Genomic DNA, 19,077 nt, shown 5'->3' with positions numbered 1-19,077 from the left:
TCCATCCGTCGGGGGCCAAAGGCCTGGCGCGCAGTTGGTCCCGCCGAAATGCCGATACCCGGAATACGTGCCCCAGGAACGGAATTCCCGCGTGGTCAGAGGTTGTTCCTGTGCCACCGGCGAACCTCGTGCGGCTCGCGGTCGTATTGCCCTCGTACCCCTCGCTCACGTCCTGATGCCCCTCGGTGACGTATGGTCAGGCCCGGCTGGTGTTCCGGGAGTTGCTGTTGCGGCCCCTTGCGGAGGACGATCCTACGTTTCTTGCCCGGGGGCACATCAAGGGTCTCATGAGGACACGTACGCGCGAGTACGGTCCCAGTCATCGGGGAGTGACGGTACCGCCCAGGACGGATCCGGACGCCAGTGCTGCCAGCCGTCCGAGAAGGGCGCGCCCCAGGCGCGGATCACCTCCACCGCGGAGTGTCCCGCCACCCGCACGAGTTCGGCGGTCTCGGCGTTCATCAGCCCGTCCCGCTGGGCCTGCGCGAACTCGTCCTCGTCCCGCCAGTGCCAACTGCGGTCCGGGTGGACGGTGATGTCCAGGAAGTAGTCCTCGGAATCGACCCCGCCCGACCAACGGGCCAGCGGCCGTTCCAGGTTGACGTACCAGTTCTTGAACCGCCAGCCCGGATCCCAGAACAGCCACACCGACCAGGGCAGGCTGGGCTGGGCCAGCTTCAGCACACCCGTGCCGAACCAGCGGTCCCGCTGCACGGCGCGAGGCTTGGTGTAGCGGGACTCGAGCGGTTCCAGATGCACGGGGGTGCCGTCGGCCAGCACCGGCTTCACGCACTCCGTGCCCGGCGCCATCCACACCGCGAGCAGTTCCGCGTCGTCGCGTACGACCGTGACGGGCCGGGCGATGTGGACGTGCTCCCCGGCGTTCTCGCGGTAGCGCCACAGGATCTGCGTCCCGGGCGTCCAGTACCGCGCAGCTCCCGCTTCCACTCGACTCACCGCTCCGTCGTCCGCCATGGACAGATATTAGGTGCCGTAGGCATAGGACGCTGCGGCGCGGGTCACGGTTCGGTGAGGCTGCGCCACTTCTCGCAGGCGATCACGGGCGGTTGCCGATGTTCAGGGGCGGGTCATCCGCAGGACGTCCAGGGCCTCGTCGAGCTGCTCCAGGGTGAGGTCGCCGCGGTCCACATAGCCGCTCTCCAGCACGACTTGGCGGATCGTCTTGCGTTCCGCGAGCGACTTCTTGGCGACCTTCGCGGCCTCCTCGTAGCCGATGTACTTGTTCAGCGGGGTGACCACGGAGGGTGACGACTCGGCGTACTCGCGGGCGCGTTCGCGGTCCGCGGTGATGCCGTCGACCGTGCGGTCGGCCAGCAGCCGGGAGACGCCCGCGAGCAGCCGGACGGACTCCAGCACGTTCTTGGCGATGACCGGGAGCATCACGTTCAGCTCGAAGTTCCCGGCGGCGCCGGCCGTGGCGATGGTCGCGTCGTTGCCGATGACCTGGGCCGCGACCATGAGCACCGCCTCGGGGATCACCGGGTTGACCTTCCCGGGCATGATCGAGGACCCCGGCTGGAGGTCGGGCAGCCGGATCTCGGCGAGCCCGGTGCGCGGTCCGGACGCCATCCAGCGCAGATCGTTGGCGATCTTCGTCAGCCCGACCGCGATGGTCCGCAGCTGCCCGCTGGTCTCCACGATCCCGTCCCGGGCGCCCTGCGCCTCGAAATGGTCGCGGGCCTCGGTGAGCGGCAGCCCGGTGGCCCGGGCCACTTCTGCGATCACGGCGGCGGAGAACCCGGGCGGGGTGTTGATCCCGGTCCCGACCGCGGTCCCGCCCAGCGGCAGCTCGGCCAGCCGGGGCAGCGAGGAACGCAGCCGCTCGATCCCGTACCGGACCTGGGCGGCGTACCCGCCGAACTCCTGCCCGAGCGTCACGGGCGTCGCGTCCATCAGGTGCGTCCGCCCCGACTTCACGACGTCCGCGAACTCCTCGGACTTGCGGGCGAGCGAGGCGGCGAGGTGCTCCAGCGCCGGGATCAGGTCGTGGGTGACCGCGGCGGTGGCCGCGATGTGGATGGACGACGGGAACACGTCATTGGACGACTGCGAGGCGTTGACGTGGTCGTTCGGATGCACGTCCCGCCCGAGCCGCTCGCTCGCCAGCGTGGCGACGACCTCGTTGGTGTTCATGTTGGAGGAGGTCCCGGAGCCCGTCTGGAACACGTCCACCGGGAAGTGCTCGTCCCACTTCCCCTCGGCGACCTCGCCGGCCGCCTCCTGGATCGCCTCGGCGACCTCCTTGTCCAGCACGCCCAGTTCGGCGTTCACCTTCGCCGCCGCCGCCTTGATCTGCGCCAGCGCCTCGATGTGCGCCCGCTCGATCCGCTGCCCGGAGACGGGGAAGTTCTCGACGGCGCGCTGTGTCTGCGCGCGCCATTTGGCATGGGCGGGGACCCGGACCTCGCCCATGGAGTCGTGCTCGATGCGGTACTGCGGATCTTCGGTCGTCATCGTCGTACCTCCGAAAAGGTGAGCACTTGTCATGTCGCGCGTATTCCCAAAGCGGCCTACCCGCCAGTAAATACCGGGGGTAACACCTGCTTCGGGGAGGCGTCATGAAACGCGTCAGATCCAGGATCAGATCGACGGCCGTCGCTGTCGCGGCGGCGGCCACCGTCTTCGCGGGCCTCGCGGCCCCCGCCGCCCACGCGGCCCAGACCACCACCCCCCTCCCGGCCGACCTGGAACGCATCCGGGCCGCCGAGGCCACCGCCCTCTACGGCGATCCGGCCGAACGGCCCCTCGCCGACCGCAAGACCGCCCTGATCTCGCTGGGCGACAGCGAGATCTCCGGCGAGGGTGTCGGCTCCTACGAACCCGGCACCAACGGCCCGGACAACTGGTGCCACCGCTCGCCCGACTCGGCCATCCACCGCACCGGCATCCCCGCGGACGTCACCTACAACGTCGCCTGTTCGGGTGCCTACACCGGCAACATCCGCATCGGCGGCAGCAAGCAGTACGCCGACGAGCTGGTCCAGAGCGACAGCCTCGCCATCAAGGCCCGCAACACCCGGATCAAGATGATCGTGCTGGTCGTCGGCGCCAACGACGACCTCCAGTTCGGCCCGGTCATGACCGACTGCGTCACCCGCTATCTCACCCTCCAGGGCACCTGCGAGCCCAAGTACGCCCCCGGCTGGCAGGCCCGGGTCGACGGGCTGGTCCCGAAGGTGGAGTCGACCGTCGCCGACCTGAAGACGGTCATGCGGGACGCGGGCTACGGCGACGGTGACTACAAGCTCGTCGTCATGGGCTACCCGAGCCCGATCGGCCCCGACTTCCGCGACAACCCGAACTACCCGGGCAAGCTCGCCGGCGGCTGCGAAGGCTACGACTCCGACGCCGCATGGGGCCGCAACACCGCCGTGCCGGCCTTCGAGCGCGGGATGCGCAAGGCGGCCGAGGAGAGCGGGGCGTACTACCTCGACAACTCCCGCCTCTTCCACGGCCACGAGGTCTGCATGGAGGACACGTGGGCGCGGGGCCTGTACGTCGACCTCTCCAACCCGTTCCCGCCGGACTCCAATTCGGTACGGCAGTCCTTCCACCCCAACTACCGGGGACACGGGGCCTTCGCGTCCTGCCTGACCCAGTTCTACAACTCCGGCTACCGTGAGGCGGGTTGCACCGACCCCGCGAGCACCGGCAGCCCGAAGCTGTACCAGGGCGCCTGGGACGACGCCTACCGCCCGCTGACCGACCAGGCCACCGGGAACTGCCTCGACGCCTCCGGCGGGTCGAGCGCGAACGGCACCGAGGTGCTCGGCTGGGACTGCCACGGCGGGCGCAACCAGGGCTGGTGGTACGACCCCGAACAGCATTCCCTGCACGTGGAGTTGACCCAGGACCGGTGCCTGGACGTGCCGGGCGGCAACTACACCGCCGGCACCGGCCTGATCATCTGGAACTGCCACGGCGGCGCCAACCAGCAGTTCGTCCGCCAGTCCGGCACGATCCGTCCGGCGGGGGCGCAGGGGCTGTGCCTGACGCACGCAGCCGCCCGGGACCGGGTCCGGCTGCAGAGCTGCGACGGGTCGGCCGCCCAGCGCTTCAGCTGACGCGAGTCCTGGCGTACCAGGGGGCGGGGGAGCCCCCTGGTACGGCTGCGCAGACTAGGCCAGTCCGGGGCCGCGGACCGGAATCGACGTGAACGTCGGCTGCGGCGCCGGGTCCTGGAAGAAGTCGTTGCCCTTGTCGTCCACGACGATGAACGCCGGGAAGTCCTCGACCTCGATCTTCCAGACCGCCTCCATGCCCAGCTCCTCGTACTCCAGGACCTCGACCTTCTTGATGCAGTCCTGGGCGAGACGGGCCGCCGGGCCGCCGATGGAGCCGAGGTAGAAGCCGCCGTGGGCGTCGCACGCCTGGGTGACCTGCTTGCTGCGGTTGCCCTTGGCGAGCATGACCTTGGAGCCGCCCGCCGCCTGGAACTGCTCGACGTAGGAGTCCATGCGGCCGGCCGTCGTCGGGCCGAAGGAACCGGAGGCGTAGCCCTCGGGGGTCTTCGCCGGGCCCGCGTAGTAGACCGGGTGGTCCTTCAGGTACTGCGGCATCTCCTCGCCCGCGTCCAGCCGCTCCTTGATCTTCGCGTGCGCGATGTCACGCGCCACGACCAGCGGGCCGGTCAGGGACAGGCGGGTCTTGACCGGGTACTTGGTCAGCTCCGCGAGGATCGTGTCCATCGGCTGGTTGAGGTCGATCTTGACGACGTCACCCTCCGACTCGAGGTGCTCGTCGGTCGTCTCCGGCAGGAAGCGCGCCGGGTCCGTCTCCAGCTGCTCCAGGAAGACGCCCTCGGCGGTGATCTTGGCGACGGCCTGGCGGTCCGCCGAGCAGGAGACGGCGATCGCGACCGGGCAGGACGCGCCGTGCCGCGGCAGGCGGACGACCCGCACGTCGTGGCAGAAGTACTTGCCGCCGAACTGCGCGCCGATGCCGATCTTCTGCGTCAGCTCGAAGACCTTCTCCTCCAGCTCCTTGTCCCGGAAGCCGTGGCCCAGCTCCGAGCCCTCGGCCGGGATCTCGTCCAGGTAGTGCGCGGAGGCGTACTTCGCGGTCTTCAGCGCGTACTCGGCGCTCGTGCCGCCGACGACGATCGCCAGGTGGTACGGCGGGCAGGCGGCCGTACCGAGCGAACGGATCTTCTCCTCCAGGAACTTCATCATGGAGGCCTCGTTCAGGACGGCCTTCGTCTCCTGGTACAGGAACGACTTGTTGGCCGAGCCGCCGCCCTTCGCCATGAACAGGAACTTGTAGGCGCCGCCGTCGGTCGCGTACAGCTCGATCTGCGCGGGGAGGTTGGAGCCGGTGTTCTTCTCCTCCCACATGGTGAGCGGAGCCATCTGCGAGTAGCGCAGGTTGAGCTTGGTGTAGGCGTCGTAGATGCCGTGCGACAGGTTCTTCTCGTCCTCACCTTCGGTGAGGACGTTCTGGCCGCGCTTGCCCATGACGATCGCCGTGCCGGTGTCCTGGCACATGGGCAGCACGCCGGCCGCCGCGATGTTGGCGTTCTTCAGCAGGTCGAGCGCGACGAACTTGTCGTTGCTCGACGCCTCGGGGTCGTCGATGATCCGGCGCAGCTGCGCGAGGTGGGACGGGCGCAGGTAGTGCTGGATGTCGTGGATGGCCTCCTCGGCCAGCTTGCGCAGCGCCTCCGGCTCCACCTTGAGGAACGTACGGCCGTCGGGCCCCTCGACGGTGGAGACGCCCTCGGACGTCACCAGCCGGTACGGGGTGGTGTCCTCACCCTGGGGGAGCAGATCGGTGTACGCGAACTCAGGCATCTCAGCCCATTCCTCACTCTGACGACGGCGGCCCGCCGACGCTGGCGGGCCACACCAGCGTAGAACCTGCCGTCGGCGCGGATCCTGTGAGGTAGGGCTCAGTGCGTCGTCCACACCCCCTAGTCGCGATCTATCGCGTTTCGGTACGCTGCTGTCGTGGATCTTCAGAAGCCCGCCCAGCCTGCCCGACTCCAGGACGCCGAGCCGCGCGTCACCGAACTGCGCGCCTCGGACGCCGACCGTGACCGTGTCGCCGACATCCTTCGCGAGGCCCTCGCCGAGGGCCGGCTGACCGCGGACGAACACGCCGAGCGCGTCGAGGGGGTGCTGCACGCCAAGACGGTCGGTGAGCTGGACGTCTTCATCCGGGACCTGCCCGCCGCCCACCAGCGGCCCGCGGCCCCCGCGTACACCCCGGCCCCGCCCGGCCCCACGCCCGGCGCGGTCCCGGCCGTGGCGGACGCCAACATGGTGGCCGTCTTCAGTGCGGCGGCACGCAAGGGCCGCTGGCGTGCGGGCCGCCGGCTGCATGCGTACTCGATCTTCGGCAGCGTGGAGATCGACCTCAGCGAGGCGATCTTCGAGTACCAGCAGGTCGTCATCAAGGCCGTCTCCGTCTTCGGTGACGTGCAGATCCGGGTCCCGGAGAACGTGTCGCTGCGCGGCACCGGCGGCGGTGTGCTCGGCAACTTCGAGGTGGACACGCTGGATTCCGTCGAGTCCGACGCGCCCGTCGTCTACGTCGACGGGTGGGCCGTACTCGGCAACGTGGAGGCGCGCCCCAAGCGCGGCAAGCGCGTGGCGGACATCCTCGAACGCGTCCAGGAGAAGGTGCAGGACAAGGTCGACCGGAAGCTGCGCAGACACCTGGACGGCTGACGGCCCGCGAGGGGCGTGAACAAGCCTCTGTGCGCCCGCTGTTGGGAACTCTGTGCATAGGCCCGCGCACAGCGGGTAGGCCTTGCTGCATCGTCTCTCGCTCGCGAAGCCGTCGTCAGGAGTAGACCCGTGCCGCAACCGCCGCATTCGTCCCTGCAGCTAGCCGCCGTTCCGGTCCAGCGGGTGCCGGCGCGTGACAAGGACCAGGACACACCCTGGCACACCGAGGCGGTGTGCCGGCGCGACGAGGCAGGCCTCTTCTTCGCTCCGTCGAAGGAGCCGACCGCCGCCCGGCTGTCCCGCGAGGAGGCCGCCAAGCGGGTCTGCGCCCGCTGTCCGGTCATGGTCGAGTGCCGGGAGCACGCGCTGCTGCAGCCCGAGCCGTACGGCGTCTGGGGCGGCCTGACGGCGGCGGAGCGCCGGGTGGTCCTGGCGCGGAGGCGCCGCCGCGACCTGGAGCTGAAGAAGGCGGCGAGGGCGACGGCGAACCGCATGGCGGGTTGAGCGCCGCATGACGGGTTGAGCCGCCTGGCAGGCTGATACGCCGAACGGGGAAGCGCCCTCTCCGCACAGAGGGCGCTTCCCCGTTCAAGGGCCGGTGATATGAACACCGGCCGTCTGCCTACTTCGCCTTGTCGAAGTCGATCGCGCTGTAGGCCCGCAGCTTGCTCAGCCGGTGCTCGGAGTCGATCCGCCGCACGGTGCCGGACTTCGAGCGCATCACGATGGAGTCGGTGGTCGCGGTCTCCGACCGGTACCGGACGCCGCGCAGCAGCTCACCGTCGGTGATGCCGGTGGCGACGAAGAACACGTTCTCGCCCTGGACCAGGTCCTCGGTGGTCAGCACCCGGTCGAGGTCGTGCCCGGCGTCGAGGGCCCGCTGCCGCTCCGCTTCGTCCTTCGGCCACAGCTTGCCCTGGATGGTGCCGCCCAGGCACTTCACGGCGCAGGCCGAGATGATGCCCTCGGGGGTGCCGCCGATGCCGAGCAGCAGGTCGATGCCGGTGCCCTCGCGCAGCGCGAGGATCGAGCCGGCGACGTCGCCGTCGGTGATCAGCTTGATGCGGGCGCCGGCCTCCCGGACCTCCTTGATGATGCCCTCGTGCCGGGGCCGGTCGAGGATGACGACGGTGACGTCCTCGGGCGCGGACCGCTTCGCCTTGGCGATCCGGCGGATGTTCACGGCCACGGGCGCGTTGATGTCGACGAAGTCGGCCGCCTCGGGCCCGGTGACCAGCTTGTCCATGTAGAACACGGCGGACGGGTCGAACATGGCGCCGCGCTCGGTGGCCGCGAGGACCGCGATCGCGTTCGGCATGCCCTTGGCGGTCAGCGTGGTGCCGTCGATCGGGTCGACGGCGATGTCGACCTCGGGCCCGGTGCCATCGCCGACGCGCTCTCCGTTGAAGAGCATCGGGGCCTCGTCCTTCTCGCCCTCACCGATGACGACGACGCCGTTCATCGAGACGGTGGAGACGAGGGTCCGCATGGCGCGCACCGCGGCACCGTCGGCGCCGTTCTTGTCGCCGCGGCCGACCCAGCGGCCGGCGGCCATGGCCGCGGCCTCGGTCACCCGGACGAGTTCCAAGGCGAGGTTGCGGTCGGGGGCCTCGGAGGGCACATCGAGTTCTGACGGCAGGTGATGGTGCTCGGTCATCGGAGCGCACCTTTCTGATACGACGACGGCCGGATGAGGGTGATGGCCACGACTCTATCGTTAGGCAGACAAAATGAGCAGGGGGCCCCACGGATGAGCGCCTCGGGCACCTGCGACGATAGGGGGCGTGGCAGGTTCCTACGGCAAGCAGAAGAAGACGGTCCGGGGCTTGGTCCAGTCCCTGGGCGTGTGCGTGATGGCGGCGGCGATCGTCTATCTCGTCGTCCCGCACGACGATCACGCTCCCGGGATCAAGCGGGTCGACTACAGCGTGGAGCTGGTTACGGCGCGCCGCGCGGCGAGCTATCCGGTGGCAGCGCCGGAGGGGCTGTCGAAGAGCTGGAAGGCGACCTCGGTCACCTACGACAGCAAGGACGCCCAGCACTGGCACCTGGGCTTCCAGGACCCCGAGGGCCAGTACGTGCAGATCGAGCAGGGCAGGCAGAACCGCCGGGACTTCATCGACCAGGCCAGCCAGGGCGCGAAGGCGACGAAGCGGACCGAGGACATCGGCGGCCGGACCTGGACCCGCTACTCGGGCGGCCGGTACGAGGCTCTCGTCCTGGAGGACACCTCCGGCTCCACCACGGTCGTGGCGGGTACGGCGTCCTTCGGCCAGCTGACGAAGATGGCGGCGGCCCTGAAGATGGCGAAGGGCTAGGCCCGGAAGCGGACGTGAGAAGAGGCCCCCAGCGGCGCTGGGGGCCTCTTTCTCGTTCACTGCGCTGCGCTGCCGTCTCGGATCAGACGGTCGTGACGACGTCGTCGTAGGCCAGGCGCGGCGAGCGCGGGAACCAGGCGTCCTCGCCCGGCTTGCCGATGTTGACGACCATCAGCGGGGTGTGGTCGTCGTCCAGGAACTCCTTGCGGACGCCCTCGAAGTCGAGGCCGGTCATCGGGCCGGCGGCGAGACCCGCGGCACGGACGCCGACGATGAAGTACGCGGCCTGCAGGGCGGCGTTCAGCGCGGCGGAGCCCTCACGGACCGGGCGCTCGCCGAAGAACACGTCCTTCGCCTGCGGGAAGTGCGGGAAGAGGGCCGGCAGCTCCTCGTGGAACTCGTTGTCCGCGGAGAGGATCGCGACCAGCGGGGCGGTGGCGGTCTTGGGCTGGTTGCCCTCGGCCATGTGCTGGACCAGGCGCTCACGGGCCTCGGTAGAGCGGACCAGGGTGATGCGCAGCGGGCTCTGGTTGAAGGCGGTGGGGCCGTACTTGACCAGGTCGTAGATGGCCTGGACCTGCTGGTCGGTCACCGGCTCGTCGGTGAAGGTGTTGGCGGTGCGGGCCTCGCGGAACAGCAGGTCCTGGGCGGCGGGGTCAAGAACGAGAGACATACGTGACTTCCTCAGGTGCGTGTCCCGGTCCGAGGTGCTGGACCGGCTGACAGCACCGACCATACGCGTGGCGAGGTTTAATGTTCAACCAAAATTGGAGCATGGTGATCCGCTTCACAGCGAGGCGCGCCCGCCTACCCGGCGTCCCCGCTTCCCTCGCCCTCCCCGGCTCCCTCCTCCTTCTCGGCGAGCGCCGCGTCCAGCCGGGCCCGCGCCCCCTCCAGCCAGCGTCGGCACACCGCGGCCAGCTCCTCGCCGCGCTCCCATAGCGCCAGGGACTCCTCCAGCGTCGTACCGCCTGCCTCCAGCCGCCGTACCACCTCGATCAACTCGTCCCGCGCCTGCTCGTACGAGAGCGCCTCATCCACCTTGGCGGTCATCCACTCACCCTTCTCGAAGATCCACTAGACATCGACCAGACATCGACGCGTACGGCGAACTCAGTCATCGACTCGTACGGAGAACTCGCCTCCGGCGACCCGCGCCCGCAGGCGCTCGCCCGCGGTCACCTCGTCCGGCCCGCGCACCACGTGCCCCTCGGCGTTCTGGAGGACGGCGTACCCGCGCCGGAGCGTCGCCGCGGGGGAGAGGGCCACCACGCGCGCGTGCGTGTGCGTCAGCTCGGAGTCGGCGCGGTCCAGCAGGTGGCCGAGGGTGCGCCGGGAGCGGTCGAGCAGGGCGGCCACCTGATCGGCCCGTTCGTCGATCATCCGGTGCGGATCCTCTATCGAGGGCCGGGCCAGCGCGTGCGCCAGCCCCCGCTCCTCGCGCTCCAGGAACGCCTCGACGCACCGCCGGGCCCGGTCCCGCAGCATCCGCACCCGCTCGAACTCCTCGCCCACGTCCGGGACGACCTTCTTGGCCGCGTCCGTGGGCGTGGACGCGCGCAGGTCGGCGACGTGGTCGAGCAGCGGGTTGTCCGGCTCGTGCCCGATGGCCGACACGACCGGCGTACGGCACTGCGCCACCGCCCGCACGAGCTGCTCGTCGGAGAACGGCAGCAGGTCCTCCACGCTGCCGCCGCCCCGCGCGACGATGATCACGTCCACGTCCTCGATCGCGTCCAGCTCCTTCACGGCCTGCACGACCTGCGGGACGGCGTGCACACCCTGCACGGGGACGTTGCGCACCTCGAAGCGGACGGCGGGCCAGCGGTGCCGGGCGTTCTCCAGCACATCCCGCTCCGCCGCGGAGGCGCGGCCACAGACCAGCCCGATCAGCTGCGGCAGGAACGGCAGCGGCTTCTTCCGCTCCGGCGCGAACAGCCCCTCGGCCGCGAGCGCCTTCTTCAGCCGCTCCAGCCGGGCCAGCAGCTCGCCGACGCCGACCGGCCTGATCTCGGCGGCCCGCAGCGACAGCTGCCCGCGCGGCGCGTACCACTCCGGCTTCGCCAGGACGACGACCCGGGCGCCCTCGCCGACGACGTCGGCCACGGCGTCGAACACCTGCCGGAAGCAGGTCACGCTGACGGAGATGTCGTACGACGGATCGCGCAAGGTCAGAAACACCACGCCGGCCCCCGGCCGCCGCGACAACTGCGTGATCTGCCCCTCGACCCACACCGCCCCGAGCCGATCGATCCACCCCCCGATGAGCCGGGAGACCTCACCGACGGGGAGCGGAGCTTCCGGGGACGTGTTGGCAGCCATGCCGCGAGGGTAATGGCCGCCGCTGACATTCCGTCCGACGCCGCCTTTCCGGCCCGTCCGACTTGTGAGGACGTGGCCCGTTCAGGGTCGAAGCGGCTTACGGGGCCCGTCGGACGCGGCCTTACGATGGGTCCCATGACCGCTTCGCCTGGCCGCCGTGTCCTGCTCGCCGCCCCCCGTGGCTACTGCGCCGGTGTGGACCGCGCCGTGATCGCCGTCGAGAAGGCCCTCGAACAGTACGGGGCCCCGATCTACGTCCGGCACGAGATCGTCCACAACAAGTACGTCGTGCAGACCCTGGAGAAGAAGGGCGCCGTCTTCGTCGAGCGGACGGAGGAGGTGCCGCCGGGCAACATCGTGATGTTCTCGGCGCACGGCGTCGCCCCGGTCGTCCACGAGGAGGCCCGGCAGGGCCGCCTGGCCACCATCGACGCGACCTGCCCCCTGGTCACCAAGGTCCACAAGGAAGCCGTCCGCTACGCGGGCGAGGACTACGACATCCTCCTGATCGGGCACGAGGGCCACGAGGAGGTCATCGGCACCTCCGGCGAGGCCCCGGACCACATCCAGCTGGTCGACGGCCCCGAGGACGTCGCGAAGGTCCAGGTCCGCGACGAGTCGAAGGTCGTCTGGCTGTCCCAGACCACTCTCTCCGTGGACGAGACCATGGAGACCGTCGACGCCCTGAAGACGAAGTTCCCGGGGCTCGTCTCCCCGCCCAGCGACGACATCTGCTACGCCACCCAGAACCGCCAGCTCGCCGTGAAGCAGATGGGCGCCGAGGCCGAGCTGGTCATCGTCGTCGGCTCGCGGAACTCCTCCAACTCCAAGCGGCTGGTCGAGGTCGCCAAGCTCGCCGGGTCCCGTGAGGCCTACCTGGTGGACTTCGCCGACGAGATCGACGAGGCCTGGCTGGAGGGCGTCACCACGGTCGGCGTCACCTCCGGCGCCTCCGTCCCGGAGGTCCTGGTCGAGCAGGTCCTGGAGTGGCTCGCCGAGCGCGGCTACGGCGACGTGGAGCTGGTCAAGGCGGCCGAGGAGTCCATCACCTTCTCGCTGCCCAAGGAACTCCGCCGTGACCTGCGCGAGGAGGCGGCGGCCCTGGTCGCCGAGCGCGGCGGATCGGGTACGGCGGACGCGTGACCGTCCCTGCGTCCTGAACGCCGTCCCGTACGTCCCGGGGCGTGACTGTCAGTCGCCCGTCGTAACGTAGAGCCATGCAGATCTTCGGCGTGGACATCGGCGGATCCGGGATCAAGGGCGCTCCCGTGGACCTGGAGCGAGGCGACCTGACCCAGGAGCGGTGCAAAGTGCTCACCCCGCACCCGGCGACGCCCGACGGCGTCGCCGACGGGGTGAAGCAGGTCGTGGACCACTTCGGCTGGACCGGCCCGGTCGGCCTGACCTTCCCCGGAGTGGTCACCGGCGGCGCCACGGTCCGTACGGCGGCGAATGTCGACAAGAGCTGGATCGACACGGACGCGGGCGCGCTGTTCAGCGGTCGGCTCGGCGGGCTGCCGGTGACCGTGGTCAACGACGCGGACGCGGCCGGCGTCGCCGAGATGCAATTCGGCGCCGGGCGGGGCCGCAGAGGCACGGTCATCCTGCTCACCTTCGGCACCGGCATCGGCAGCGCCGTCTTCGTGGACGGTGCCCTGGTCCCCAACACCGAACTGGGCCACCTGGAGCTGAAGGGCCACGACGCGGAGACCCGTGCCTCCAGCAAGGCCAAGGAGGACGAGGAGCTGACCTGGGAGCACTGGGCCGGCCGCCGCGTCCAGAAGTACCTCGCGCACGTCGAGATGCTGTTCTCGCCGGAGCTGTTCATCATCGGCGGCGGGGTGAGCCGCAAGGCGGACAAGTTCCTGCACTTCATCGAAGGCATCAAGGCCGAGATCGTCCCGGCCCAGCTGGAGAACAACGCGGGGATCGTGGGCGCGGCGATGCACGCGGCGCAGCAGCGGGCGCAGGCGTAGTACGGGCAGCCGGAGGAGACGAGGGAGCCGGGCCGGCCGGGGGAGCCAGGGGCGGCCGGGGGAGCTGGGGGCGGCTGGTCAGCCCCGGCGCCGCCGGCGCCGCACCCGCCGCACCCGGCGCACCAGCACGATCACCCCGGCGGCGAGTGTCCCCCCGTACAGCCAGCCCGCCTGCGTGGCGAGCCCGGTGACCAGCCCCATCAGCCGGCTCGGCAGCCCCGCGCTGCCGTCGGAGACCGGAAACAGGCCCACGGCGAAGGCGATCGGCACGACCACGGGCGCGGTCAGCAGATCGCTGTCGCGCACCCACAGCGCGGTCAGCACGCACACCGGCAGGAACAGCACGCCGTACACCGGCAGGGACGCGCCGAACAGCAGCTGGTCCAGGCATCCCAGCAGGAACATCGCGACGGCGCAGAACAGCCCGCCACCGAGCCCCGTCAGCCGGGGCCGGGCCATCCTCCGGCCCGGCGGTACCGGCCGTGCGACCCGCACCTGCCGAGCGGCGTGTGCCTGCCGAGCGGCCGGACCCGGCGCGGGCCTGCGCTCACCCGCCGGGCGGCGCCGGGCCTGCGGCGGCAGGGACGCGGGCGGCGGGGTGCCGCGCCGCGCTCCTTGCGGTCCGTCGTTCGGGGGGCGCGTTCTGTGTTGCTCCACTGGACCAACTTAGGTCTGTTTATGTGCCCAATCGCTCCTCAGACACGCCGATGACGGGAGCTTGACCAGAGCATCGAAGCTCACAGGGGGACGCGGCCCGGAACCCCGTAAACTGGTGGATCGGCCAGTGTCGGTCTCTAGTCCCTGGCCCCTGGCACACCACCCCTGGCCCACTCATCTACGGGAAGTCGCAACGTGTCGCTCACGATCGGAATCGTCGGCCTGCCGAATGTCGGCAAGTCGACCCTGTTCAACGCCCTGACCAAGAACGACGTGCTGGCGGCCAACTACCCGTTCGCCACGATCGAGCCGAACGTCGGCGTGGTCGGCGTCCCCGACGGCCGCCTGGCCCAGCTGGCCTCGATCTTCGGCTCGGAGCGCATCCTTCCGGCCACGGTCGACTTCGTCGACATCGCCGGCATCGTGCGCGGCGCCTCCGAGGGTGAGGGCCTGGGCAACAAGTTCCTCGCGAACATCCGTGAGTCCGACGCGATCTGCCAGGTCATCCGCGCCTTCAAGGACGAGAACGTCGTCCACGTCGACGGCAAGGTCTCGCCGAAGGACGACATCGAGACGATCAACACCGAGCTGATCCTCGCCGACCTCCAGACCATCGAGAAGGTCCTGCCCCGCCTCCAGAAGGAGTCGCGGATCAAGAAGGACGTGGCCCCGAAGGTCAAGGCGGTCGAGGAGGCCAAGGAGATCCTGGAGAAGGGCGACACCCTCTTCTCCCAGGGCATCGTCCAGGGCACCGAGCGCGCCGAGCTGCTCCACGACCTGCACCTGCTCACGACGAAGCCCTTCCTCTACGTCTTCAACGTCGACGAGGACGAGCTGACCGACGAGGGCTTCAAGGACGAGCAGCGCGCCCTGGTCGCCCCCGCCGAGGCGATCTTCCTGAACGCCAAGCTGGAGGCCGACCTCGCCGAGCTGGACGAGGAGGAGGCCCTGGAACTCCTGGAGTCCGTCGGCCAGCACGAGCCCGGCCTCGCCACCCTGGCCCGCGTCGGCTTCAACACCCTCGGCCTGCAGACCTACCTCACGGCCGGCCCCAAGGAGTCCCGCGCCTGGACCATCAAGAAGGGCGCCACGGCCCCCGAGGCGGCCGGCGTGATCCACACCGACTTCCAGAAGGGCTTCATCAAGGCCGAGGTCATCTCCTTCGCCGACCTGGTGGAAACCGGCTCGGTCGCCGACGCCCGCGCGAAGGGCAAGGCCCGCATGGAGGGCAAGGAGTACGTGATGCAGGACGGGGACGTGGTGGAGTTCCGCTTCAACGTCTAATACGTCCGGCGAAAGGCCGTCTGACCTGCGACGGAGCGGGTCGGGCGGCCTTTGCGGTCCGCAGAGAGTCCGCAGCGTGCTGACTTTGGTCAGCGCGTGGGGGTAACGGCTACGCCGCTTCGTTGGCTGACGCCTCGCCGTTCGGGAGGGCGTTCCGCGTACGCCCGGCGCTCCGAGACGGTCTTCGCCGATTCGCCATGCTGGATTCAGCAGGCTGGCGTAGTGGTGCCGCAAGGCATGAGGTCCGGTGCCCTTCGCTATGCCGGCCTCCGCGCAGGCGGGCCGCCAGGACCCGTCCATGAAGTGCATGTAGACCACGGGCCCACCCTGCGGCGCCGTGAAGAGCCAGCCCGCAGGCCCATCGGTGGGGAAGTCCCGCAGGGGCCCCTGAAGCCCGTGCCGTCTTGGAAGGGGTGAGGAAGACGGCTGCCCGACTGGACGCCGCGGTAGCGCGCTTGATCGCCCAGCGGAACGCCCAGGCGGAGCCCCGACTGAGTGAGGGCTGACCTGATTAGCCGGCTTTGCTACGCCGCTTCCGAAGCCCTCCTCCACATCACCCACGCCCGCGCCTACGCAGCCACCGACGAGAACCCGTCGGCCGCACGTGCCCTCCTGGCCGCCGAAGATGCCCTCCTACGGGACGACGGCCCTCAGCCCAGCTACTCCCGCGTCAGCGGCCCCGCCGCCGGCACCGTGGCCAGCCACACCGCCCGCACCCTGACCGACCTCGCCGACCACATCGGCACCGAACAGCAGCACCGAGACGCCCTGACCCGGTGGGACCCGGAGAAGTACAAGCGCGTCCATGCCCTCACCCACGCAGACCTCGGCGACAGCCTCGCCGCCCAGGCCCGCGCCGACGAAGCGGTCGCCGCATGGACCCAGACACTGGTCCTCATGGAGGGCATTACCTCTGACCGGACCCGCAAGGCGATCACCTCGATCCGCTCCACGCTCGCGGTCTACCAGCGCCGCCGCGTTCCCGGCGCCGCCGATCTAGCCCGCCGCGCCCGCGAGGCCCTCGCCTAACATGCCCAACAACCCGCCCGACGAAGGGAACACCGTGGCCCAGCAGACCGACGACCGCTCCCAAGCCCTTAAGCCGGCGCTCGAATCGATGACCCTGCTGGTCGCGGCCGTCATCGTCCACGACAAGGCGACCAACCGCGTCGTCCTGCTCCAGCGCAGCGAGAACGCCAAGTTTGCCCAGGGCCTGTGGGACCTCCCCGTCGGCAAGAGCGAACCGGGCGAGCCCATCACGGAGACTGCGGTCCGCGAGCTCTACGAGGAGACGGGCCTCACCGTGAAGCCCGAGTCCCTCAAGGTCGCCCACATCATCCACGGCGCCTGGGGCGTCGAAGCCCCCAACGGCTTCCTCACAGTCGTCTTCGCGGCCCACGACTGGACGGGCGAACCCGAAAACCGCGAACCCCGCAAGCACTCTCAGGTCCGCTGGGTCGACGCCAACGCCATCCCCGAGGCGTTTGTGGATACCACTGCCAGCGCCCTCCACCACTACCTGAATGACGGCTCGGAGGTCTCGCTGGACGGCTGGTCGGCAGCGTGAGCATCACGCTGCTTCACCTCATACCCAAGGATCCGCACGAGACTGCGCAGGCCCGGCTACAGCAACTGGTTCCTGAGGCGTTGGGCGGTTACGACGTTTGGGACATGCCCGGCACAGCCTCGTAACCACAGATCCAGAATGCGAGCTACCGCTACCGCCAGCTAGCGTCCAGGCGCTGGAGGACCTCCTGGGCACGGACCTGCGACAGGTCATCGCCCGGTACTGACGTCAAGCGCTGGCTCGCTATGCAGGGCCGCTCGGAAACAGAGGCCCGTAAGGCAGGTAATCGTCGTCCGGCACGCGCGGCACGTAGTCCGGGGCCGTGCGTGCAGCCACCGCCAGCAGGCGAGCGGCAGCCTCCTCCTCGGAGATGGAGGCAAGCCCGAGGGCGTGCAGAAGGCGGTCGCGCTCGGCGTCGAAGTCCGGGTGGTCGGCCCGTAGGTCCGAGCCGAGCTCGCTGATCGCGAAGCCCTTCGCCAGGTCGCGCCAGAAGGGCAGCACCACGATGAGTGTGATGGCGTGGACGAGGTCGGCGCCGATCAGTGTGGCCTGACCTTCCGAGTCGGCGTACAGGACGGGCCTCTCCTCGGCCCCGGCTTCCCCGCACAGGAAGTACGTGCCGCCGGCGCCGCAGCCGGCTATCGGGTGCAGGGGGATACCAGTGGGAAGGGCAAGGTCCTCAATGGGGTCCCGGCGTTCGACGTCGAAATCGCCAGGCCAGGCGAGCGCGGTAGCAAGGGAAGGCTCCTGCTCAATCCGAAGGAGTAGATCGTCTGGTGCGGTCATGGGCGGAACGTAACAGCGCCCTCGGACATCTGGTCGACGGGGCCGTTGATCGGCGACGTGTCCGGGCCGTTCATCTACTTCCCGATGCGGTACAGCATGGCCGAGGAGGCTTCGGCCTACGCCGCCGATCTCGCGGCATCGATGGGGCTCGTTTGCTATGACCCGCAGGCTCGGCTGCTGTGGCCGTGACCGCCTTCGGATCGAGGGCCGGGTGTAGTCCGGCACGACCATCCTGTGCGCAGGTAGCGTGACCGGCATGTCCGAGGAGTTGCCCGGCTTTCCCTACCACCCCGACCCCTTGGCGACCGGGGCGGTCGTTGCGTCCAGCACGACGTGCCTCTGCTGCGGGAGGGCGCGGGGGTTCATCTACACGGGCCCGGTGTACGCGGTCGAGGAACTTTCCAACCTGCTGTGCCCGTGGTGCATCGCGGATGGCAGCGCGGCTGCGAAGTACGACGCACACTTCATCGGTGACCCGGTCGGGGACGATGTCCCGCTTCAGGTCGTGATGTCCGTCGATGCGTGTACGCCGGGCTTCTCCTCCTGGCAGGACCCGCGGTGGTTCTTTCACTGCGGTGACGGTACGGCGTTCATGGGGGCGGTAGGGGCGGCCGAGCTGGCCGCGTTCCCGGATGCCCAGGAGGAGCTGCGCAGCGAGGCCAGCGCGTGGGGGTGGTCCACCGAGGCAGTGGAGAGCTATCTGGGTGCTCTGGACAAGGACAGTCAGCCCACCGGCTACCTCTTCATGTGCGGCACGTGCGGCCGGTACATGGCGTACGCGGACTTCACGTAGGGGGGTGGCTCGGCTACGGCTGGGTCCAGCCGTTGGCGAACTCGCAGTGGAGGTCCGTCCAGCGGCGCTGTTCGGCGGGGGTGTGGCTGGGGTAGCCGAGGCGTCCCACGCCCTTGACCCAGTGATCCCAGAGGCCGTCGGGCTCCGTGGAGCGGTCGGCGTGGTGGATGCCGAGGCGGGCGTCGAGATGGAGGAGGGCGCCGAGGGCGGCGGGCTGGTCGTAGTGCAGGTCGGTGCGGGGGAGGTGGCGGAAGGGGCCGACTCCTCGGGAGTCGAGAAACGTGCCCGGTGGGTAAGCCCCGGGGCCAGAGTTGACACGGGGTTCCCCGATACGTACTGTTCTCCGAGCTGTCCGACGTGAGCGCCGACTCCGGTCGGTCCCCGGACAGCCATTCCGCAAGTACCAGCCAAGATTCGGCGCCTCTGCGTCGACCTCTTTGGCGTGCGCATTTGCGAAATGAGGAATCCGCGTTCGAAAGAGCGCAGCCCCGATTAGCTCGGGAGCAAGGAATCCGCTAAAGTCTCACTCGTCGGAACGGCCCAACAGCCGCGAAGGCAACTCCCGCCGACCGGGAATCGGACGCCGAAAGGATCTGATAGAGTCGGAAACACCGAAGGGAAGCCCGGAGGAAAGCCCGAGAGGGTGAGTACAAAGGAAGCGACCGTTCCTTGAGAACTCAACAGC

The 19,077-nt window shown here is 69.7% G+C and carries 20 protein-coding genes and 1 pseudogene; 11 read left to right on the top strand and 10 right to left on the bottom strand.

The genetic code is table 11. The annotated features are described in order from the left end of the window. Positions 1-285: 285 nt before the first annotated feature. Together fomD and ACWD35_RS18575 are read right to left on the bottom strand one after the other, a co-directional pair. The gene (fomD, locus tag ACWD35_RS18580; RefSeq protein ID WP_451352329.1) at positions 286-975 is read right to left on the bottom strand and encodes a cytidylyl-2-hydroxypropylphosphonate hydrolase; all 690 of its coding nucleotides are present in this window, start codon (positions 973-975) and stop codon (positions 286-288) included. Between the two features lie 102 nt (positions 976-1,077). After that, complete coding sequence (locus ACWD35_RS18575) at positions 1,078-2,475, bottom strand: class II fumarate hydratase (RefSeq protein ID WP_451352328.1); 1,398 nt, start codon at positions 2,473-2,475, stop codon at positions 1,078-1,080. Positions 2,476-2,579: 104 nt separating this feature from the next. Here ACWD35_RS18575 and ACWD35_RS18570 point away from each other — a divergent pair, with 104 nt between their 5' ends. Continuing rightward, on the top strand, positions 2,580-4,085 hold the full coding sequence (locus ACWD35_RS18570) for a ricin-type beta-trefoil lectin domain protein (protein WP_451352327.1): 1,506 nt from the start codon (positions 2,580-2,582) through the stop codon (positions 4,083-4,085). A gap of 54 nt (positions 4,086-4,139) precedes the next feature. On the opposite strand, the gene ACWD35_RS18565 is transcribed toward ACWD35_RS18570, so the two are convergent. Continuing rightward, positions 4,140-5,810, bottom strand: a complete 1,671-nt coding sequence (locus ACWD35_RS18565; RefSeq protein WP_451352326.1) for a fumarate hydratase — start codon at positions 5,808-5,810, stop codon at positions 4,140-4,142. 156 nt (positions 5,811-5,966) lie between these two features. Here ACWD35_RS18565 and ACWD35_RS18560 point away from each other — a divergent pair, with 156 nt between their 5' ends. Together ACWD35_RS18560 and ACWD35_RS18555 are read left to right on the top strand one after the other, a co-directional pair. Beyond that, complete coding sequence (locus ACWD35_RS18560; protein WP_451352325.1) at positions 5,967-6,689, top strand: DUF1707 SHOCT-like domain-containing protein; 723 nt, start codon at positions 5,967-5,969, stop codon at positions 6,687-6,689. 129 nt (positions 6,690-6,818) lie between these two features. Then, the gene (locus tag ACWD35_RS18555) at positions 6,819-7,193 is read left to right on the top strand and encodes a WhiB family transcriptional regulator (protein ID WP_451352324.1); all 375 of its coding nucleotides are present in this window, start codon (positions 6,819-6,821) and stop codon (positions 7,191-7,193) included. Between the two features lie 118 nt (positions 7,194-7,311). Here ACWD35_RS18555 and glpX read toward each other — a convergent pair whose 3' ends face one another. Continuing rightward, entirely contained in the window at positions 7,312-8,346 is a 1,035-nt protein-coding gene (gene glpX, locus ACWD35_RS18550; protein ID WP_451352323.1) for a class II fructose-bisphosphatase, read from the bottom strand. 127 nt (positions 8,347-8,473) lie between these two features. Here glpX and ACWD35_RS18545 point away from each other — a divergent pair, with 127 nt between their 5' ends. Further along, complete coding sequence (locus ACWD35_RS18545) at positions 8,474-9,007, top strand: DUF4245 domain-containing protein (RefSeq protein ID WP_451352322.1); 534 nt, start codon at positions 8,474-8,476, stop codon at positions 9,005-9,007. Between the two features lie 82 nt (positions 9,008-9,089). Here ACWD35_RS18545 and ACWD35_RS18540 read toward each other — a convergent pair whose 3' ends face one another. The 3 genes from ACWD35_RS18540 to xseA form a co-directional block, all read right to left on the bottom strand. Then, complete coding sequence (locus ACWD35_RS18540; RefSeq protein WP_451352321.1) at positions 9,090-9,680, bottom strand: malonic semialdehyde reductase; 591 nt, start codon at positions 9,678-9,680, stop codon at positions 9,090-9,092. Positions 9,681-9,814: 134 nt separating this feature from the next. After that, the gene (locus tag ACWD35_RS18535; protein WP_451352320.1) at positions 9,815-10,060 is read right to left on the bottom strand and encodes an exodeoxyribonuclease VII small subunit; all 246 of its coding nucleotides are present in this window, start codon (positions 10,058-10,060) and stop codon (positions 9,815-9,817) included. A gap of 60 nt (positions 10,061-10,120) precedes the next feature. Next, entirely contained in the window at positions 10,121-11,329 is a 1,209-nt protein-coding gene (gene xseA, locus ACWD35_RS18530; RefSeq protein ID WP_451352319.1) for an exodeoxyribonuclease VII large subunit, read from the bottom strand. A 126-nt stretch (positions 11,330-11,455) separates the two neighbouring features. On the opposite strand from xseA, the gene ACWD35_RS18525 reads away from it, so the two are divergent. Both ACWD35_RS18525 and ppgK read left to right on the top strand, forming a co-directional pair. Next, positions 11,456-12,472 (top strand): 4-hydroxy-3-methylbut-2-enyl diphosphate reductase, encoded by a 1,017-nt coding sequence (locus ACWD35_RS18525; protein WP_451352318.1) that lies wholly within the window; start codon positions 11,456-11,458, stop codon positions 12,470-12,472. Positions 12,473-12,546: 74 nt separating this feature from the next. Then, positions 12,547-13,305 (top strand): polyphosphate--glucose phosphotransferase, encoded by a 759-nt coding sequence (gene ppgK / locus ACWD35_RS18520; RefSeq protein WP_451352317.1) that lies wholly within the window; start codon positions 12,547-12,549, stop codon positions 13,303-13,305. A gap of 78 nt (positions 13,306-13,383) precedes the next feature. On the opposite strand, the gene ACWD35_RS18515 is transcribed toward ppgK, so the two are convergent. Next, on the bottom strand, positions 13,384-13,962 hold the full coding sequence (locus tag ACWD35_RS18515) for a DUF6542 domain-containing protein (protein WP_451352316.1): 579 nt from the start codon (positions 13,960-13,962) through the stop codon (positions 13,384-13,386). Between the two features lie 195 nt (positions 13,963-14,157). On the opposite strand from ACWD35_RS18515, the gene ychF reads away from it, so the two are divergent. The 3 genes and pseudogenes from ychF to ACWD35_RS18500 all read left to right on the top strand — a co-directional run bounded on the left by ychF (position 14,158) and on the right by ACWD35_RS18500 (position 16,813). Further along, a complete protein-coding gene (gene ychF, locus ACWD35_RS18510; RefSeq protein WP_451352315.1) occupies positions 14,158-15,246 on the top strand; it encodes a redox-regulated ATPase YchF in 1,089 nt (362 codons plus the stop codon). A gap of 534 nt (positions 15,247-15,780) precedes the next feature. Beyond that, positions 15,781-16,275, top strand: a pseudogene (locus ACWD35_RS18505) (tetratricopeptide repeat protein); the annotation flags it as partial. Between the two features lies 1 nt (position 16,276). Continuing rightward, positions 16,277-16,813, top strand: a complete 537-nt coding sequence (locus ACWD35_RS18500) for an NUDIX domain-containing protein (protein WP_451352314.1) — start codon at positions 16,277-16,279, stop codon at positions 16,811-16,813. A 243-nt stretch (positions 16,814-17,056) separates the two neighbouring features. Here the strand turns inward: ACWD35_RS18500 and ACWD35_RS18495 are convergent, their stop codons facing one another. Then, entirely contained in the window at positions 17,057-17,599 is a 543-nt protein-coding gene (locus tag ACWD35_RS18495; protein WP_451352313.1) for a hypothetical protein, read from the bottom strand. 45 nt (positions 17,600-17,644) lie between these two features. On the opposite strand from ACWD35_RS18495, the gene ACWD35_RS18490 reads away from it, so the two are divergent. Together ACWD35_RS18490 and ACWD35_RS18485 are read left to right on the top strand one after the other, a co-directional pair. Further along, a complete protein-coding gene (locus ACWD35_RS18490; RefSeq protein WP_451352312.1) occupies positions 17,645-17,788 on the top strand; it encodes a hypothetical protein in 144 nt (47 codons plus the stop codon). A 67-nt stretch (positions 17,789-17,855) separates the two neighbouring features. Beyond that, the gene (locus ACWD35_RS18485; RefSeq protein WP_451352311.1) at positions 17,856-18,392 is read left to right on the top strand and encodes a CbrC family protein; all 537 of its coding nucleotides are present in this window, start codon (positions 17,856-17,858) and stop codon (positions 18,390-18,392) included. A 13-nt stretch (positions 18,393-18,405) separates the two neighbouring features. Here the strand turns inward: ACWD35_RS18485 and ACWD35_RS18480 are convergent, their stop codons facing one another. Next, positions 18,406-18,792 carry a DUF6000 family protein gene (locus ACWD35_RS18480; RefSeq protein WP_451352310.1) on the bottom strand — a complete coding sequence of 129 codons (387 nt, stop codon included), beginning with the start codon at positions 18,790-18,792 and terminating at the stop codon, positions 18,406-18,408. Between the last annotated feature and the right edge of the window lie 285 nt (positions 18,793-19,077).

The sequence above is a fragment of the Streptomyces sp. NPDC002671 genome, assembly GCF_053592475.1.
Note: the sequence above shows the minus strand (reverse complement) of the source record. Positions and strands in the feature narration are given on the sequence as shown.

Coding starts and splice junctions, on each gene's coding strand:
- ACWD35_RS18495 (WP_451352313.1), bottom strand. CDS start 17,599: ATGACCGCACCAGACGATCTACTCCTTCGGATTGAGCAGGAGCCTTCC.
- xseA (WP_451352319.1), bottom strand. CDS start 11,329: ATGGCTGCCAACACGTCCCCGGAAGCTCCGCTCCCCGTCGGTGAGGTC.
- fomD (WP_451352329.1), bottom strand. CDS start 975: ATGGCGGACGACGGAGCGGTGAGTCGAGTGGAAGCGGGAGCTGCGCGG.
- ACWD35_RS18535 (WP_451352320.1), bottom strand. CDS start 10,060: ATGACCGCCAAGGTGGATGAGGCGCTCTCGTACGAGCAGGCGCGGGAC.
- ACWD35_RS18570 (WP_451352327.1), top strand. CDS start 2,580: ATGAAACGCGTCAGATCCAGGATCAGATCGACGGCCGTCGCTGTCGCG.
- ACWD35_RS18540 (WP_451352321.1), bottom strand. CDS start 9,680: ATGTCTCTCGTTCTTGACCCCGCCGCCCAGGACCTGCTGTTCCGCGAG.
- ACWD35_RS18500 (WP_451352314.1), top strand. CDS start 16,277: ATGCCCAACAACCCGCCCGACGAAGGGAACACCGTGGCCCAGCAGACC.
- ACWD35_RS18485 (WP_451352311.1), top strand. CDS start 17,856: ATGTCCGAGGAGTTGCCCGGCTTTCCCTACCACCCCGACCCCTTGGCG.
- glpX (WP_451352323.1), bottom strand. CDS start 8,346: ATGACCGAGCACCATCACCTGCCGTCAGAACTCGATGTGCCCTCCGAG.
- ACWD35_RS18575 (WP_451352328.1), bottom strand. CDS start 2,475: ATGACGACCGAAGATCCGCAGTACCGCATCGAGCACGACTCCATGGGC.
- ppgK (WP_451352317.1), top strand. CDS start 12,547: ATGCAGATCTTCGGCGTGGACATCGGCGGATCCGGGATCAAGGGCGCT.
- ACWD35_RS18525 (WP_451352318.1), top strand. CDS start 11,456: ATGGGTCCCATGACCGCTTCGCCTGGCCGCCGTGTCCTGCTCGCCGCC.
- ACWD35_RS18565 (WP_451352326.1), bottom strand. CDS start 5,810: ATGCCTGAGTTCGCGTACACCGATCTGCTCCCCCAGGGTGAGGACACC.